We start from the raw sequence: 16,246 nt of genomic DNA on the forward strand, positions 1-16,246 counted from the left end.
TGAACACAAACCGGACCCGATTAGTTCATGAACGGGTGGCAGTTCGTGATCTTGATCACCTTTCAGCGTTTTTTACTACATGACTTTCCGTAAGGGAGGTCAGCTTGAAATACTATCATAACGAAGACTACAAGATTGCAATGATTGTTTTTGCTGTTCTGCTTGATGCTTTTTCTGAAGTGGTGTTGCGGATGAACACGACCAAGTTTGCACGCCGTGGAATACACTGCGTTCTGGGCCAAGAACTGGGGAGTGAGTGAGACGCATGCGTTTGCGGAATTGCCCGGTGCCGGTTCCAGTCATAGGCTTTGTCGATGAGCCGAATCCTGGAAACCGATCTCTATCTGCCGGTAAAAACCTACCTCATCGGGCAAGGGTACGACGTAAAGGCGGAGGTTGGTGCTGCCGATATCGTTGCCTGCCGCGGAGACGAGGAACCGGTGATTGTCGAGCTGAAAACCGGCTTCACGCTCGGCCTCTTTCATCAGGCCATCACGCGGCAGTCCGTGACGGATTCGGTTTACATTGCCGTTGCCAGGGGGACGGGACGGCGGTTTCAACACACTCTTCGAAACAACATCAATCTGGCACGGCGTCTGGGCCTTGGCCTTATCACGGTCCGGCTTTCTGATGGGCTGGTTGAGGTGCATGTCGATCCGGGGCCTTACACCCCTCGCAAATCCAAACCGCGCAAGGACCGGCTGCTGAGAGAGTTTTCACGCCGGGTGGGTGACCCGAACACTGGTGGCTCCACCCGGGTGCGCCTGGTGACGGCTTATCGCCAGGACGCGCTTAGGTGTGCCGCTTATCTTGAAACGAACGGACCCAGCCGTGGTGCCGACATTGCAAAGGCGACCAATGTCGAGCGCGCAACCCGAATTATGGCGGACGATCACTATGGTTGGTTCGAGCGCGTCGAACGCGGGATCTACAAACTGACCCCGAAAGGTGCGGCGTCATTGACCGAACAGACTGCGAGCAGCGGGCAGGGGGCTGCGGAAAGCCTTTAGAGCCTGGCGCGGTATGAATATGCCGATGTTCGGGAGGGTTTTCTTGGTCCGCCGCGGGGTGAGGCGGGAAGTCTTATGCGCAGTTCGAAAACTTGGCCCTGCGCGGTGAAGCTCTTCTTTCGGTCGCACCAATGGTGCCGACCGGTCGCGTCAGATCGTCAAATGCATGGTGAGGCGTGGGGGCGCCGATGAGGAATCCTTGCATGAGGTCGCAGTTGAGCTTCGCAAGGAAGTCGACATGTAGCGGTTTTTCGACGCCCTCGACAATCACGCGGTGATTGAGGTTCTGACCGAGACCGATCATGGCCCGCATGGCCTCCGCCGCCTTGGCGCTCTTGTCGATGCTGCTGGTGAAGGAGCGGTCGATCTTGATCTTGTCGAACGGAAAGGACACCAGTGTCGACAAGGACGCAAAACCGGTTCCGAAATCGTCAAGGGCGATAGAAACCCCAAGGTTCTTGAGTTTCCGCAAGATGTGATGTGCCCGATCGAAATCGTCGATCAGCACGCTCTCCGTCACTTCCAGTTCCAGTCGCGAGGCCGGAAGCTGGGTTTTCAGGAGTACGGAATGCACGATCTGATCGATATCGGTGTATCTGATCTGAAGGGGCGAAATATTCACCGCGACCTTGAGCGGCCGCGTCCAGGTCGAGGCGATTTCGCAGGCCTTCAACAAGACCAGTTCACCGACCTTATGGATCAGCCCCGTGTCTTCGGCGATCGGAATGAAACGTGAGGGAGATATTGCACCGAGCTTTGCGTGGTTCCAGCGCGCAAGCGCCTCGAAACCGACAATGGACGAGTCACTCACGTTGGCTTGCGGCTGAAAGTGAACGTCAAGATCAGCCAGCTCGACGGCCATTTTCAGGTCGCGCGCAAGCTTGCGCGTCTCCCGGATCACCTTGTCCATGTCCGCGTCGAACGAGGATACCGGGTTTACCGGGTTTTCCTTTGCCCTGTACATCGCCAGATCCGCGTTCGACATCAGTTCTTCTGCGGTCTTGCCGTGCTCGGGGTAGGTCGCGATCCCGATACTGATGCTTGCGTTCACAATGGTCCCGAGCAGGGGATAGGAGCCGTTGACGACTTCCACGATCCGGTGTGCAAGTTCAGGAGAAGCATGCCGCTTTTCGTCCCAGCGTTGGATGGCGACGAATTCATCGCCTCCGAGACGTGCAAGATAGTCACCTTCTTTCAGGCAGGCACTCATCCGGCGCCCGACTTCAGACAAAAGCGCGTCTCCGACCTGGTGCCCGTAGAAGTCGTTGACTTCCTTGAACTTATTCAGATCGAGCAGAAACAGGTAAAAGCCGGAATTCTGGTCCTTGGCGCGCGCGATCTCCTGATTGAGGCGGTCGTTGAACGCGTTCCGGTTCGGCAGATTGGTCAAGGAACAATGCATCGCCAGATGTTCGGCGCGATTGTTGGCCAACTCGCGTTCGCGCAAAGCTTCCACGTGCTCGGTCACGTCCTGCAGCATGACCACCATCTCGTTGTTCAAGAGGTTGGTGATCTTGCGTTCCAAAATTCGGTCGCCAATCGGAAAAATGCGGTTTTCGGAGAGGATTCTCGACGAAAACGCTTTCAGCGAGGCCTCTTCCGTACACCCGATTTCAGATTCCACCAGATCTGTGTACATCGGGTTCCAAAGCTTCAAAGCCCCGTCTTTGTCGATCAGGACGACCGCGGCGTTGACATTCGTCAGAACGGTTTGAAGAACGCACTGACGCTCTGCGTTGGCAATCGCATAGCGAACCGCGCGGTCGATGACCTCCGGCGCGAGCGAATTCTTCGAGATGAAATCGGCCGCACCGGCCGCAAGTGCCGCATCGTCCAGATGGCGCCCACCCATCCCGGTCAGCAGGATCACGGGCGTTTCAATGTTCTCAGCGCGCATTGAGTTGATCAGATCAAGCCCGCTGGTCGCACCCATGAGGTAGTCGCACAGAACGATGTCGATCGTGTTGTTTTTGATTATGTCTATTGCTTTTGTCGGGGAGTGCGAGACATGCAATGTGTACTCAGATTCGGCGATTTCGCCGATCGTGTCGACGATAAGGTAGATATCGTCCTCGTCATCATCGACGATGAGCACGTTTATTGCCTTACCGCTCAATATTACCTCCTACGACATCGATGTGTAGAATAAAACCCGGCTAACTTATTTGGCGTTAATGACATGTCTTACTTATCTATATAGTTAAAATTTGGTTTTATTAGCGACGCTTGCCGGAAGCCATAAATAATACTCCGGAGATGACGCGTGGGAATGAAATTTACTACTTAAAGATTAGTTCGCCTTGCGTTCGCTGCAGGTTCAGTTGTTCTGCGACGAAAACATCCGGCACACGCCCTATCGCTTGTGCCGGATGACTGCTGGAACACGAGAACCGATTGCAGAAAGCAAAAAACTAAACAATTACAGTCGGCTATTCTTCTGCTTCGTTCGGCAGAACGACGATCTCGATCCAATATCGGCTCAGGATCTGCACGATTTCGCAAAGGCCTTCGAACGTGACAGGTTTGGTTATGAAAGAATTGACGCCGAGATTATAAGTTTTCAGGATGTCTTCTTCGGACTTCGAAGTTGTCAGAACAACAATCGGGATCCGACGGAGCTCTTTGTCAGCGCGAATTTGCTCCAAGGCAGTGCGACCGTCCATGCGCGGCATATTCAGGTCGAGCAGAATGAGACCGGGATGCGTTCCTGCGGGCAGGTCGGAATATTTGCCCTCATGCCTCAGATATTCCAACAACTCGATACCGTCTTCCACGAAATCGACCGGATTGCTCAGGCGTGCCTCCTCGAAGGCATCGGCAATCAGGATACGATCGTCAGCATCGTCGTCGGCGATAAGAATTCTAATAGGCCTGGAATTCTGCATTAGTCCTGGTCCTCTGCATTGCTTTGTCTCAATGGAAGTTCAATGAAAAAGGTCGATCCGACATCGGGTTCTCCGTCGGCATCGATAGAGCCGCTGTGCCGGTCCACGATCTTGCGGCAGGTCGCCAGACCGATGCCCGTCCCTTCGTATTCGAGACGTCCGTGAAGCCTCTGAAAAATCTTGAAAATCTGGTCTTTGTACTGGTTGTCGAAACCGATGCCGTTGTCCGCAATCGCGAATTTCGCGTAGCTTTGCGGCGCTCCCGTTTCATCGATACCTTCGACCATCTCGGCACTGATTTTTACAACGGGATTGACGTCCGGTTTCTTGTATTTGAGCGCATTGCTCAGAACGTTCTGAAACAGCTGGCGCATCTGGATCGGGTCTGCGTCTATCGTCGGCAAATCGCCGACTTCGACCGTCGCATCGTGCTCCTGGATCTGGATTTGCAGATCGGACAAGACGCCGTCCACCGTTTCCTTCATGTTGACGGCAACGAATGGTCTGGCCTTGGTCGTAATGCGCGAATAGCCCAACAGGTCATTGATAAGTTGACGCATCCGGCTGCCGGCATTCTGCATGCGATCGACGAACATCTTGCCGTCATCTGGCAGCAGATCACCGTATTTTCGAATGAGCCTGTCGCCGAATGCCTCGATCTTGCGCAGTGGCTCCTGCAGATCGTGCGAGGCGACATAGGCGAAGTCCTGGAGTTCCCTGTTCGAGGTCTCCAGTTTCTTGGTATAGGCCACAAGACGGGCCTCGTGCCGTTCCATGGCGGTGATGTCCTGGTAGGTGGCAATCGATCCGCCGTTTACCATCGGCTCGTTCATGACAGCGATGACGCGCCCGTCGCGAAGATGCTGTTTGATCGTAGTCCGTTTTTTCAGTCTCGACGGGTCGTGGCGTGCCTTCAGGGCAGCCTGGGCATCTTCCTCACGATAGTTTCCAAGCGAAATGCTGTATCGCATGATATCTGCGATCAAAATGCCAGGTTTCACCACTTCCGCGGAGAAGCCGTACATTTCCAGATAGCGGCGATTGCACAGGATCAGCTTCTGTTCGTTGTCGAACATGCACAATCCCTGGATCATGTTATTGAGCGCTTCGTTGAAACGGTCGCTTGTCTTGTCCAGCGCTCCGCTGATCCTGGCGATCTCGTTCTCGTGCTCTTTTGCCTTCGTGATGTCGGACTGAACACAGACCGTTCCACCGTCATCAGCGGACGTGTCAATTGTTCTTATCCAGCGCCCGTCGGCCGTTTCGTGTTCGTGCGGTTCGCCGGGATTGAAGTGCTGTTGCAAACGCCAGTGAATGTAAGCCTCGTCATCCATTCCGTGCAGATTGTAGGCTCCGGTGACGACACCGCTGCGCAGCATTTCCTCAAATGACATTCCAGGACGGATGAAGCCCGACAAATGACGATTCAGATCGATAAACCTCTGATTATAAAAGACCAGATGGTCGTCGGCATCGTAAAGCGCGAAGCCATCGGTCATCGCGTTGAGTGCGTGCATCATGCGCGCGTGCGCCGTTTCGGCGACGTGACGCAGTTGGTCTGACTTTGACGTTTCGCCGTCCAGACCTGTGACTTCCCGCACGGTTTCGATGAGCTGCTGCTTTGCGTTCAACGTGCGTGTGATGAGGATGTTTTTACCGCTGACGGTGCGAAACACGAATTTGTGCGTGCCGCCAACCTTCAAACGAAGCAGTGTCGTGGCGATGGTGGCTTCGATCTGGTGGGGATCCTCGCCTTTTCGCGACAATGACCGCGTCATCAGGTCTTGCAAGGCGACGCCCGGCTCAATGGTGTCCTTGTCGTACTCACAAAGGGAGAAGTAACACTCGTTTGCCGTGATCAGCTTGAAGTTGATGTCGAAGACCGCCAGGCCGAAATCGACATGGCTGAGCACCGTCTCCAGGAGTGTGTCGGTGGAATCGATGTTCAACATGCCGTTCTGCTCGGCCAATGCACTTTCTTCATGCATGAAACGCATCCGATTGCTTGTCAATTTTCTCACCTAATGTCTAAAGAAAAGTATTAAAATTTATTAAATTGGTTCAATATCTGAATTTATTGTTTTTTTACTATAAACTTTTCACAGAATTTGAATTCATGTTTTGTAAGTACTTCTAATCTAGACCAAATTCGGGCTAATTTTTTTGTGCTGGGCTGATATTAATGAGCGATCAAGAAGAAAGATCAGTAAGCGGTTTAATACTGATCATTGGAATTCTAGTGGCGTTGTACTATCCCAACGTGTCTAATCTCTTCGCGCCTGCGCTTCACGTCGCCTTGTTCTTTATCGTACTGTTCTCACTTCTGCCGTTTGTGCGCTTTGAAGTATCGGAACTGACAAACCTTCATCCAATCGTCCTGCCGCTGGTGTTCTGGCAACAGATCGTGTTTCCGGCCCTGATTGTCGGCATCGGCCTGCTTGCGGATGTGGACAGAAATCTCTTGTTCTTCACGCTGGTCATCTTGACCAGTGGTTCGCTGTTTGCGTCTCCGACTCTCGTTCAGATGATGGGGCTCGACCGGAAGATCGCCGTGCAGACAGTATTTCTGTCAACGCTCGCGGCTCCGGTTTCGATCCTGGTCCCCTTCTGGTTTCTCAATCTCGGCGGCTCGGACATCAACTTTGGCGGCTACTTCTTCAGGGTCTTTGTCTACCTGCTTGTCCCCGTTGCACTTCTGTTTCTCGTCAGGAAATTTCTGACGAGAAGTTCCGGCGCCCGCTTCGACAAGCTCGACCGGCTGGGGCGTTGGGGATCGGTCTTTGCGCTTCTGGTTTTTTGTTTCGCGCTTGAGGGGCGGGTCGGCGAGGTCCTGGCGGAAAATCCCGAAATCGTTCTCAGGTATCTTCTCTTGGCCGTCGTCGTGTCGGTCACGACAATGGCCCTGACCATGGTCTTGATGTGGCGGTTCGGCGATCATGTCGCGCTGACGGCCGGCACCATTTCCAGCTTTCGCAATGTCGGGCTGACCTACGGCCTTGTAGCTGGAGCCGCTGACGACAACCTGGCCATCTTTGTCGGGGTTTGCCAAATCCCAATCTTCTTCGTCCCCTTCATATTCGACCTCTTTGCATCCGCGAAAACGGGTGGTGCCGTAAAGGACGTACCCGACCCGGAAGATTTGAGTGACGGTTATCCTGTTGCCGGTGGAGTTGTTCGTGGAAATGTACTTGGTGAAGGCAAAATGTTTTCAGGTAAATTTAACCAACAAGGCGCTAACTTTACTAAAAGTGGATCTTCGAACCAGGAAGTTTACGCTTCCTTGTCAACGAAGACCAATCCTGTCGCCGAAACAATGCAGCCAAGAAGTGGTATGTTCGTGTCAAATGCAGCTGTCGCAATTGAGTATGCGCCCGGAGAAGACCCGGACGCCGCCGAAACGCCCCTGGGAGAGACGGCACGTCTTGAATCGGGCGTTTCCAAACTTGGATCCCTGCGCGAAGAAGCGCAACGGACATTCGATGAACTGACGTCGAAGGCTGCGGAAACCTTGCGGGCGCGCCGCTATCTGGTTGCGCTTCTCCTTCTCAGTGTCCTGGGCGTTGCCGGCGTCTGGCATGCCAACAAATACTTCGCCCCGATGCTGTTCGACCAGGCGCTCATCGAGAAGGTCGCCGAGACCCATATCGAAGGGCGGAACTTCGGCGTGTTCGATCTGAACATCAATATTCGTGATCTGCGCAACGCGACGATTGCCCGGATGGACAAAGCACCGGAAGCGGTTGTTCTTGGCGCCAGCCATTGGCAGGAAGCGCATGTCGAGCTGGTGACCGGCAAGGACTTCTACAACAGTCACGTTCATCGTGACTATTACGAAGACATGCTGGCGGTCACGGAGATGTATATCCGGCACGACAAGATGCCAAAGGAAATGATCATCACGATCCGCGACAACCTGCTGACGCCGATCAAGGATCGCACGGATTTCCTCTGGCTTCCGGGTATCAAGTATTATCGTCCGATGGCCGAGCGGCTTGGTCTGGAAGCGCAGGGCCACATTGAAACACTACCGGTGCAAACCTGGCGCGAGCTTGTTTCTCTTCCGCTTCTTTGGACACACGGATCACGCCAGATCATGGCAGCGCAGCAGCCGCACGCGTCCGATCAGCGGAATTTCGCGGGTCTCGACACCCTGCTGCCGGGCGGCTCGATCCTATGGTCGCAGGAACACAAGGACCTGTTCACACAAGAGCGGTCGCGCAAAGAAGCCCTTGCATTTGCTGCGGCACGCAAGAACAACCCGCCGATCATCGATCCCAAAGGGGTTGCCCATATCGAGGCGTTGCTCGAGTTCCTGCAGAAGGAAGGTGTTGAAATCACGCTGGCGCATCCGCCGTTCAACCCGATTTACTGGGACGCCGTTCAGGGCACCCCGTACATGGATGGCCTCAACAAGGTGAAAGCGCTGACCCAAAGTTGGGCGGAAAAATACAATCTCCCGATGATTGGTGGGTTCGATCCCAAATCCGTCGGCTGCACCGCCGACATGTATATCGATGCTGAACATTCCAACCCGAAATGTCTTGGAATGCTGCTCGGCCAATTCAACGCGCTTGCAAAAGTTCCCCGGCTTCGCGGCCCGCTAAAGTGATGAGTTCATAGTCATGGTATTCAGTTCTCACGAGTTTGTTCTCATCTTCCTTCCGCTGGTTTTCCTGGCCTTTGCCATTGCGAACCGGTTTGGCGGCTGGCAGGCATCGTTTTCGGTGCTGGGGGCCGCATCCCTGGTGTTCTATGCGCAGTGGAGCATTGCGCTTCTCGCCGTGCTGCTCACATCGGCTGTAGCCAACTACATTGTCGGCACCTTTTTGATCAAGGCGACCAGAGAAGGGCGCCCGGCCGGCTGGCTGCTGGCATCCGCTGTAATCGCCAACCTGGTGGCGCTCGGCTACTTCAAATATACCAACTTCTTCATCGATATTACGAACCAGGTTTCCGGCTCCGGGTTCTCGCATCTGGATATCGTGCTGCCGGTCGGCATTTCGTTCTACACCTTCATCCAGATCGGATTTCTGGTGGAAGCGCATAGCGGCCAGGCTGAGCAACAGCCGTTTATCAAGTATCTGACCTTTGCAACCTTTTTCCCATGCGTCACCGCAGGTCCGCTGGTCCTGCAGCGGGAGTTCTTCGATCAAATGAAAGATCGCAAGGACTCAGCCCTGGAAGCGCGGAGGCTCGCCGTCGGCGTCACGCTCTTCGCCATGGGACTGTTCAAGAAAGTGGTGCTTGCCGATTCAATCGCACCGTTCGCAAATGATGTGTTCACGGGGGTTGCAGCCGGCGGAGGCGTCGACATGGTCTCGGCCTGGGTCGGTGCGCTGGCCTATTCGCTGCAGCTCTACTTCGATTTCTCCGGCTATTCCGACATGGCGATCGGCATCGGTGTAATCTTCGGCATTCGCCTTCCGCTCAACTTCAATTCGCCGTTCAAAGCCACCAGCATCTCCGAATTCTGGCAGCGCTGGCACATGACGATGACACGGTTCTTCACGAAATTCGTCTATTCTCCGATGGCGATGGGCGGGATGCGGTCTGCGGTCACCAAAGGTCATTCGCCGCTTCGCCGGTATCTCGTCGCTGGAGCATGGCCGATCGTCGTAACCATGGTGGTTGCCGGCGTCTGGCACGGCTCCGGGTGGACATTTGTCCTCTTCGGTCTCCTGCATGGCTTTGCGATCGCCGTCAACAACGGCTGGAAACAATTCAATCTGCCGAAGCCGCCCGCGGTTCTCGGCTGGCTGATGACGATTTCCGTCGTTATTTGCGGTCTTGTGATCTTCCGCGCACCGGATGTGGCGTCTGCCATGACGATGTTGACCGCAATGTGGGGCATTTCCGCTGAAGTGCCGGCCAATGGACATCTTGCCGTGGCATTGGGCCTGCGCGAGGCGCTTGGACTGATCTTCCTCCTGGGTGCGATCACCCTGCTTGCTCCGAACACGCAGGAAATTCTCGCCAAGGAGTGGGTCAGCAGTGATCCGGTGCCGAAAACCATGAGCCGGATCGCCGGGTACATTGCCTGGCGCCCGGCGGTCGGGTGGTCGTTTGCCGCTGCAGGTACTTTCCTGCTCGCGTTCACGAGTATAAGCGCGGATTCCTCGTTCCTTTACTACCAGTTCTAGGAAAGGGCGGATCGCCATCGCGGGTGATTGAACCCGGAATAACACTGTCTGAAGAAAAGTCGTTCAATCGACTGACATAGCCGGAAACAGTCTAGAAAAGACCTGGAGAACCAAAATGCAGCTCTATGATGTCGTTGCAGGTGTGCTGAAAATCGATCCCAGTGATCTGTGTGAACAGTCGAACGCGCTGAATACGCCGAACTGGGACTCTCTTCGCCATATCGAACTGATGCTCGCAGTGGAAACGACCTTCGGTGCGAATTTTTCGATGGCGGAGATGGTCAGCATGCAGGATCTCGGCGATATGCGTAAATTGCTGGAGGTAAAGGGCGTCAAATTTGACGACTCAGAACCAATAAGGTTGTCTGCGTAACGTAAACGATCCGACGAATCACACTTTCCAAGCCGCGTTGCGTCGCCTGGACCAAAATGACAACGCCATCCGGTCGATCTTCCGGGGTGCGCCGACTTTATGGAGACCTGATCATGAACCTGAGATTTCGCATTAGGCGCGCACTTTCTGCCGTTGCGTTCACCACCCTTGCTGTCTCGATGTCCGCTGCTGCGGCCGATACCTGGAACATGCCGGTTCCTTATGGTGACAACAACTTTCACACACTGAACCATGTTGCCTTCGCCAAGGATGTCGAGGAACGGACAAACGGTGATGTGAAGATTGTGGTGCATCCGTCCGGGTCTCTCTTCAAGCATCCCGAGATCAAGAATGCGGTCCGCAGCCGGCAGGCGCCGCTCGGTGAGTTTCTTCTGTCACGGCTGTCGAACGAAAACCCGATTTTCGGGATCGATTCAGTTCCGTTCCTGGCAACGAGTTATGACGACTCGCGCAAGCTTTGGGACACGACACGGCCCGCTGTTGAAGACCTGTTGGGCGAGCAGGGTCTGATGGTCCTTTATGCCGTGCCGTGGCCGCCGCAGGGGCTTTATGCCAATCGTGACGTCAATGCGATCAATGATCTGTCCGGCCTGAAGTTCCGTGCCTACAATGCCGCAACCGAACGTCTTGCACAGCTCGCCAGCGCCGTGCCGACACAGGTGGAAGTTGCCGATCTCGGCCAGGCGTTTTCTACCGGCCGGGTCGATGCCATGGTGACGTCTCCGTCAACCGGCTATAACAGCAAGGCTTGGGATTACCTGTCGAATTACTATGACGTTCAGGCCTGGTTGCCCAAGAATATCGTCGTCATGAACAAGCGCATTTTCGATGCACTTGATGATGACACCAAGGCAGCCGTCCTGGAAGCCGCCAAGGAAGCGGAAACACGTGGCTGGGCCGCATCCATGGGCGAAACCGAAGCCAAGACAAAAGGCCTTGCCGACAACGGCATCAAGGTTGCCGCACCGTCTGACGCGCTCAAGGGCGAGCTGGTCGAAATCGGCCAGACGATGACCCAGGAGTGGCTTGAACAGGCCGGCGACGATGGCAAGAAACTGATCGACGCCTACAATCAATGACACATTGATCTGCGGTGGCATACTTTGCCGCCGCCGTTCAATTTTGGAACCGGGCCAGATCCTGGCTGGACGCAGGGGCGGTGCATTGCGGTGCTCCGCCCGATTGGTCTCGTAGCGTCCCTGGGTTCAAGACTGACACCACTTCCTCTTTAACGCGGCTTTCGCACGGACTTGACACACTGGAGCGCGAACATGCGTGGCATGCTTGATGGACTATACAGGGTATGTGGCGGGATCGGCGCACTGCTGATCGTCGCGATCTGCCTGGTCGTCCTGATCCAGGTGGCGTTCAATCTGTTCGACAAGATCTCCGATGTCCTGTTTGGAAAAGCGGTCGGGCTCGTGCTTCCGTCCTACGCGGAACTGGCCGGCTACTTTCTCGTCGCAGCGACGTTCTTCGCACTGACAAATACCCTGCAGCACGGCGTTCATATCCGGGTGACCATGATCACGCAGCGCCTGAAGCCGGCTTGGGCGCGCGTTGCCGAGGGCTGGGCCTGTCTGGTCGGTGCTTTGATGTCCGGCTATTTCGCGGTCTGGAGTTACGTGCTCGTCTATGAATCCTGGATCTACAACGATCTGTCTCCCGGTATGCTGCCGATCCCGATCTGGCTGCCGCAATTGCCGATGGCAATCGGCCTGACAAGCCTCACTATCTGCTTTGCCGATCTCTTCTTTCAGGTCATCCGCGGAACGTGGCAGCCACCGGTGACAGCACCGTTGTCGCAAGAGCAGGAAGAGCACTAGCATGGAACAGATTCTCGCAAGTGCCGTTCTGATCGTCGTCCTGCTGGCAATGCTTGCAAGCGGTGTCTGGGTTGCCATCTCGCTGATGGTGGTTGGCTTTGCCGGCATGCTTTTGTTCGCCGATGCACCCATCGGACAGGTGCTGGCAACCAGCGTTTGGGGGAGCAACAACTCCTGGGCGCTTGCGGCTTTGCCGTTGTTCATCTGGATTGGTGAAATCCTGTTCCGCTCGCGTCTTTCGGAAGATTTGTTTTCCGGTCTGGCACCCTGGCTGGAACGGGTCCCGGGATCGCTGCTGCATGTCAACATCGTCGGCAGCGGCCTGTTTGCTGCTGTCTCGGGCTCTTCCGCCGCGACCTGTGCGACGGTCGGGAAAATCTCCATCCCCGAACTGAGACGGCGCAAATACGATGACCGTCTGATTGTGGGAACGCTTGCCGGGTCCGGCACACTGGGATTGCTGATCCCGCCATCAATCATTCTGATCGTCTATGGTGTCGCCGTTGAAGAATCCATCACCAGGCTTTTCCTGGCGGGGGTTATTCCCGGCCTGATGATCCTGACCTTGTTCATGGCTTATGTTGCGATCTGGGCCCTCGTGAACCGGAAATCCATGCCGAAAGGCGAGGCCTCCGGGCTTGCGTTTTATGAGAAAATCAAACGCTCGGTCGTTCTGCTTCCCTTTATCCTGCTGATCGTTGGCGTGATGGGGTCGATCTACACCGGGATTGCGTCGCCGACGGATGCAGCAGCGGTAGGTGTCCTGCTTTCGCTCGTGCTCGTCTGGCGCAATGGCGACCTCACCTGGAGCCTGTTCGTCGACAGCCTGATGGGGGCCACGCGAACGTCCTGCATGATTGCGTTCATTCTTTCCGGCGCGGCGTTCTTGACCATCACGATGGGCTACACCGGCATCCCACGTGCGCTTGCGCAGTGGATCGGCGAGATGCAGCTCTCGCAATACGGTCTGATCTTCGCGCTGATGCTGCTCTTCATCGTGCTCGGCTGCTTTCTGGACGGTATTTCGGTCGTCGTTCTGACAACGGCCGTCGTTGTGCCGATGGTGCAGATTGTCGGCATCGACCTGATCTGGTTCGGCATCTTCCTGGTTCTTGTGGTCGAGATGTCGCAAATCACACCGCCCGTCGGGTTCAACCTGTTTGTGCTTCAGGGCATCACGGGCAAGAACATCATCGACATTGCGCGAAACGCCCTACCGTTCTTCCTGCTTCTGATTGTCGGCGTGGCGCTTATCACCCTGTTCCCCGACATCGTTATGTTCCTGCCCAACCAGATGAACAGGTAGCAGACCTGCAAACCATTTGGTTGTCTGCGTCACCCGAGACGATTTTTACCTGAGTCCACGCGGCTGATATCTACATGAGCGTCGGTATGCCTTTGCGTGTCCTTTGGACAATGGGGCTGCCGCAGGCGGGGAGGCTCTTTGCTAAAGTGCGCGTATAACAACTTCTGAATTGAGCTTTGAACTGATTTATACTCGACTTATTTCGATAAAATTTTATCTTCTAAAGTAATAATGCTTTCATTTTGAGATATCTTCTATGATTATTATTTTCTAAATTAATTAGAATTTATTTTTTACTGCATAATATCTCGGCAGGTCATTATAAAAACAATGTTTTATTCCGTGGCGGCGTTGCGGGATGAAGTAATTTTTTGACCGTGGGCAATGAAATGCAGGGAAAGCGGTTATGAATCAAATCCAGTTTGCCGACAAGCATGGGGCTAAAAACGTACCGGTTGTCGAGTTCTCGCGTCTGCCGGACGTTACTCTTTATGAAAGCGATATGGCTGACACCGCCCGCGTTGAGACACGCACGGATGCTGCCTGGCGCAAAGCGGTGGATGTCCTCGCGTCGCACTATCCCGATCGGCAACCCTCACATATTGCCCTTGCCGTTTTTGCGGCCTATGTCGCACGCGTGAGCGAGAACAGTCATGCCGTTTTCGCGTTTCATGATGCGACGCTTTCCAGTGTGGCGCGTGATTTCGTCGTTTTCGAACATGGTCTGGCGAAGGACGAAATCTTCACAAACGTCGTTGAAAAAGTCGCGCGTGCCGGACTTGCATTTGTGAGCGGCAATGCGGCCGGCGTCTTTAGTCCGACACAATGCGACGTTCCGCTTGCGGTGATGACTGGTCCGCGGCCACAAGCAGAATCCGGTGCGGAAATCCAGCTTCATTGTGATGCGGACGGCGACATCGTCTGGACTCATCCCGGCTATGTCAGCTCAGAGGCAATCGATCTGATCGGCGAACGCATGACAGCGCTCGCGCAGGGAATTGCCGCAGCTCCTGAAGGTGCCCTTGTGCACCAGCCGCTCATGTCCGCGCGTGAGCGCAAGCTGGTTGTTGAGGACTGGAACGCGACTGACCGCAACTATGGCTATGACGGTGGGCTTGTCGCGATGATGCAGACGTGCGCCGAGGCGACGCCGGACCATCCTGCATTGATCTATATGGATGAAACGCTGAGCTTTGCCGAATTCAATGCGCGCGTGAACCGTCTCGCACGCGTTCTGATGGACAAGGGCGTCGGCAAGGACAAGTTTGTCGCGCTCGTCATGGAGCGCAGCCTTGAAATGGTGATCGGTCTCTGGGCGACGCTCAAGGCCGGCGGTGCCTATGTGCCACTCAACACGGATGATCCTTCTGCGCGAATCTCGGAGATCATCGAAGACTGCGCACCGGTGGCAATCCTCACGCAGGATCATATCCGCGAACGGATCGAGACAGATGTCAGCGAAGTTATCGTGCTTCCGGCTGGCGGCGAAGTCGAAGGAGACATCGACCCCGGCAATCCGGAGGTCGTGATTGGCCCGAACGATCTGGCGTACATGATCTATACGTCCGGTTCGACGGGCAAGCCGAAGGGTGTTGTCGTCGAACACGAGGCGATCCACAATCGTGTCGTCTGGATGCATGAGGAATACGGGCTTGAGCCAGAGGACCGGGTCCTGCAAAAAACGCCGTACACTTTCGATGTGTCGGTGTGGGAATTCCTCTGGTCGTTCTCGGTCGGCTCGACGCTTGTGGTCGCCGAGCCAGGCGGTCATGTCGCCATCAGCTACCTTTACGGCCTTATCCGGCGGGCAGGGGTCACGCACCTTCACTTTGTGCCGTCGGTCATGCGCCTCTTCCTGCTTGCCCCGGCGCTCGATCAGCTTCCTATCAAGAAGTTGTTCTGTTCCGGAGAAGCGCTCGGCTTCGACCTCGTCCAGGCGTTTTACGACAAGGCAAGCGACTATGCCGAAGTCCATAACCTTTATGGACCGACCGAAGCGGCAGTCGATGTCAGCTATTTCGCCTGTCCGCGGGATCCTGAAGACAAGAGCATCCCGATCGGCAAGCCCGTAACCAATACCGGCCTCTATGTGCTCGACGAATATGACCAGCCGGTGCCGGTCGGCGTTCCGGGCGAGTTGCATATCGGCGGTGTTCAGCTGGCGCGCGGATACTGGAACCGCGAGGATCTGACGTCAGAGCGTTTTGTTCCTTGTCCGGTCGACGATGCCCTGCATCGGAGACTCTACCGCACCGGTGACTTGGCGTATTTCCGCCCCGATGGCGAGATCATGTATCTCGGACGGAACGATTTTCAGGTCAAGATCAATGGCGTACGCATGGAGCTCGGTGAAATCGAAGCCGCCATCCGCACCGATGAAGGTGTCAAGGACGTGGTTGTCGTTGCCGAAGAAAACCAGGGCAACAAGATCCTGATTGCCTATGTGGTTGCCGACGCGGCGGACGAGGCCAAGGCGGACGCAGTCAAGGATGCGGTTGCGGCCCAGTGCCCGGTTTTCTACGTGCCGCAGGAAATTCGCTTTCTTGCCGATATGCCCCTGACCGTGTCGGGCAAGGTCAACCGCAAGGTGCTCAGCGAACAACCACGGCTCTGACGTCTGCATCTGTATGAACGAAACCGCCCTTCGTAGTCTTGCAAAGGGCGGTTTTTTTGAACCCGTGTCCG

The 16,246-nt window shown here is 55.2% G+C and carries 12 protein-coding genes; 9 read left to right on the plus strand and 3 right to left on the minus strand.

Going from position 1 to position 16,246, the window contains the following annotated elements; genetic code table 11:
* Nucleotides 1-104 precede the first annotated feature (104 nt).
* The gene (locus Q0915_RS04540) at nt 105-260 is read left to right on the plus strand and encodes a hypothetical protein (protein ID WP_299473860.1); all 156 of its coding nucleotides are present in this window, start codon (nt 105-107) and stop codon (nt 258-260) included.
* Between the two features lie 54 nt (nt 261-314).
* Nucleotides 315-1,010 carry a DUF2161 family putative PD-(D/E)XK-type phosphodiesterase gene (locus Q0915_RS04545; RefSeq protein WP_299473863.1) on the plus strand — a complete coding sequence of 232 codons (696 nt, stop codon included), beginning with the start codon at nt 315-317 and terminating at the stop codon, nt 1,008-1,010.
* 73 nt (nt 1,011-1,083) lie between these two features.
* Here Q0915_RS04545 and Q0915_RS04550 read toward each other — a convergent pair whose 3' ends face one another.
* The 3 genes from Q0915_RS04550 to Q0915_RS04560 form a co-directional block, all read right to left on the minus strand.
* Nucleotides 1,084-3,126: a GGDEF domain-containing response regulator gene (locus tag Q0915_RS04550; protein WP_299473866.1), complete on the minus strand. Its 2,043-nt coding sequence runs from the start codon at nt 3,124-3,126 to the stop codon at nt 1,084-1,086.
* Between the two features lie 313 nt (nt 3,127-3,439).
* The gene (locus Q0915_RS04555) at nt 3,440-3,895 is read right to left on the minus strand and encodes a response regulator (protein WP_299473869.1); all 456 of its coding nucleotides are present in this window, start codon (nt 3,893-3,895) and stop codon (nt 3,440-3,442) included.
* A complete protein-coding gene (locus tag Q0915_RS04560) occupies nt 3,895-5,883 on the minus strand; it encodes a PAS-domain containing protein (RefSeq protein ID WP_299473872.1) in 1,989 nt (662 codons plus the stop codon). The genes Q0915_RS04555 and Q0915_RS04560 overlap by 1 nt, the downstream gene beginning before the upstream one ends.
* A 251-nt stretch (nt 5,884-6,134) precedes the next feature.
* Here Q0915_RS04560 and Q0915_RS04565 point away from each other — a divergent pair, with 251 nt between their 5' ends.
* The 7 genes from Q0915_RS04565 to Q0915_RS04595 all read left to right on the plus strand — a co-directional run bounded on the left by Q0915_RS04565 (nt 6,135) and on the right by Q0915_RS04595 (nt 16,175).
* Nucleotides 6,135-8,504, plus strand: coding sequence for a hypothetical protein (locus Q0915_RS04565; RefSeq protein WP_299473875.1), 2,370 nt, complete (start codon nt 6,135-6,137; stop codon nt 8,502-8,504).
* A 13-nt stretch (nt 8,505-8,517) separates the two neighbouring features.
* Complete coding sequence (locus tag Q0915_RS04570; protein ID WP_299473878.1) at nt 8,518-10,035, plus strand: MBOAT family O-acyltransferase; 1,518 nt, start codon at nt 8,518-8,520, stop codon at nt 10,033-10,035.
* Between the two features lie 115 nt (nt 10,036-10,150).
* Nucleotides 10,151-10,408: an acyl carrier protein gene (locus tag Q0915_RS04575; RefSeq protein ID WP_299473881.1), complete on the plus strand. Its 258-nt coding sequence runs from the start codon at nt 10,151-10,153 to the stop codon at nt 10,406-10,408.
* 113 nt (nt 10,409-10,521) lie between these two features.
* Complete coding sequence (locus tag Q0915_RS04580) at nt 10,522-11,508, plus strand: TRAP transporter substrate-binding protein (RefSeq protein ID WP_299473883.1); 987 nt, start codon at nt 10,522-10,524, stop codon at nt 11,506-11,508.
* A 192-nt stretch (nt 11,509-11,700) separates the two neighbouring features.
* Nucleotides 11,701-12,255: a TRAP transporter small permease gene (locus Q0915_RS04585; protein ID WP_299473886.1), complete on the plus strand. Its 555-nt coding sequence runs from the start codon at nt 11,701-11,703 to the stop codon at nt 12,253-12,255.
* Between the two features lies 1 nt (nt 12,256).
* Nucleotides 12,257-13,561: a TRAP transporter large permease subunit gene (locus Q0915_RS04590; protein WP_299473889.1), complete on the plus strand. Its 1,305-nt coding sequence runs from the start codon at nt 12,257-12,259 to the stop codon at nt 13,559-13,561.
* Between the two features lie 406 nt (nt 13,562-13,967).
* A complete protein-coding gene (locus Q0915_RS04595; protein ID WP_299473892.1) occupies nt 13,968-16,175 on the plus strand; it encodes an amino acid adenylation domain-containing protein in 2,208 nt (735 codons plus the stop codon).
* Nucleotides 16,176-16,246: the final 71 nt, after the last annotated feature.

The organism is uncultured Roseibium sp., assembly GCF_947494555.1.
Taxonomy (GTDB): domain Bacteria; phylum Pseudomonadota; class Alphaproteobacteria; order Rhizobiales; family Stappiaceae; genus Roseibium.

Excerpts from the sequence above, each read along its gene's own strand:
- Q0915_RS04560 (WP_299473872.1), bottom strand. The coding sequence starts at position 5,883 with ATGCATGAAGAAAGTGCATTGGCCGAGCAGAACGGCATGTTGAACATC.
- Q0915_RS04575 (WP_299473881.1), top strand. The coding sequence starts at position 10,151 with ATGCAGCTCTATGATGTCGTTGCAGGTGTGCTGAAAATCGATCCCAGT.
- Q0915_RS04580 (WP_299473883.1), top strand. The coding sequence starts at position 10,522 with ATGAACCTGAGATTTCGCATTAGGCGCGCACTTTCTGCCGTTGCGTTC.
- Q0915_RS04555 (WP_299473869.1), bottom strand. The coding sequence starts at position 3,895 with ATGCAGAATTCCAGGCCTATTAGAATTCTTATCGCCGACGACGATGCT.
- Q0915_RS04595 (WP_299473892.1), top strand. The coding sequence starts at position 13,968 with ATGAATCAAATCCAGTTTGCCGACAAGCATGGGGCTAAAAACGTACCG.
- Q0915_RS04590 (WP_299473889.1), top strand. The coding sequence starts at position 12,257 with ATGGAACAGATTCTCGCAAGTGCCGTTCTGATCGTCGTCCTGCTGGCA.
- Q0915_RS04545 (WP_299473863.1), top strand. The coding sequence starts at position 315 with ATGAGCCGAATCCTGGAAACCGATCTCTATCTGCCGGTAAAAACCTAC.
- Q0915_RS04585 (WP_299473886.1), top strand. The coding sequence starts at position 11,701 with ATGCGTGGCATGCTTGATGGACTATACAGGGTATGTGGCGGGATCGGC.
- Q0915_RS04570 (WP_299473878.1), top strand. The coding sequence starts at position 8,518 with ATGGTATTCAGTTCTCACGAGTTTGTTCTCATCTTCCTTCCGCTGGTT.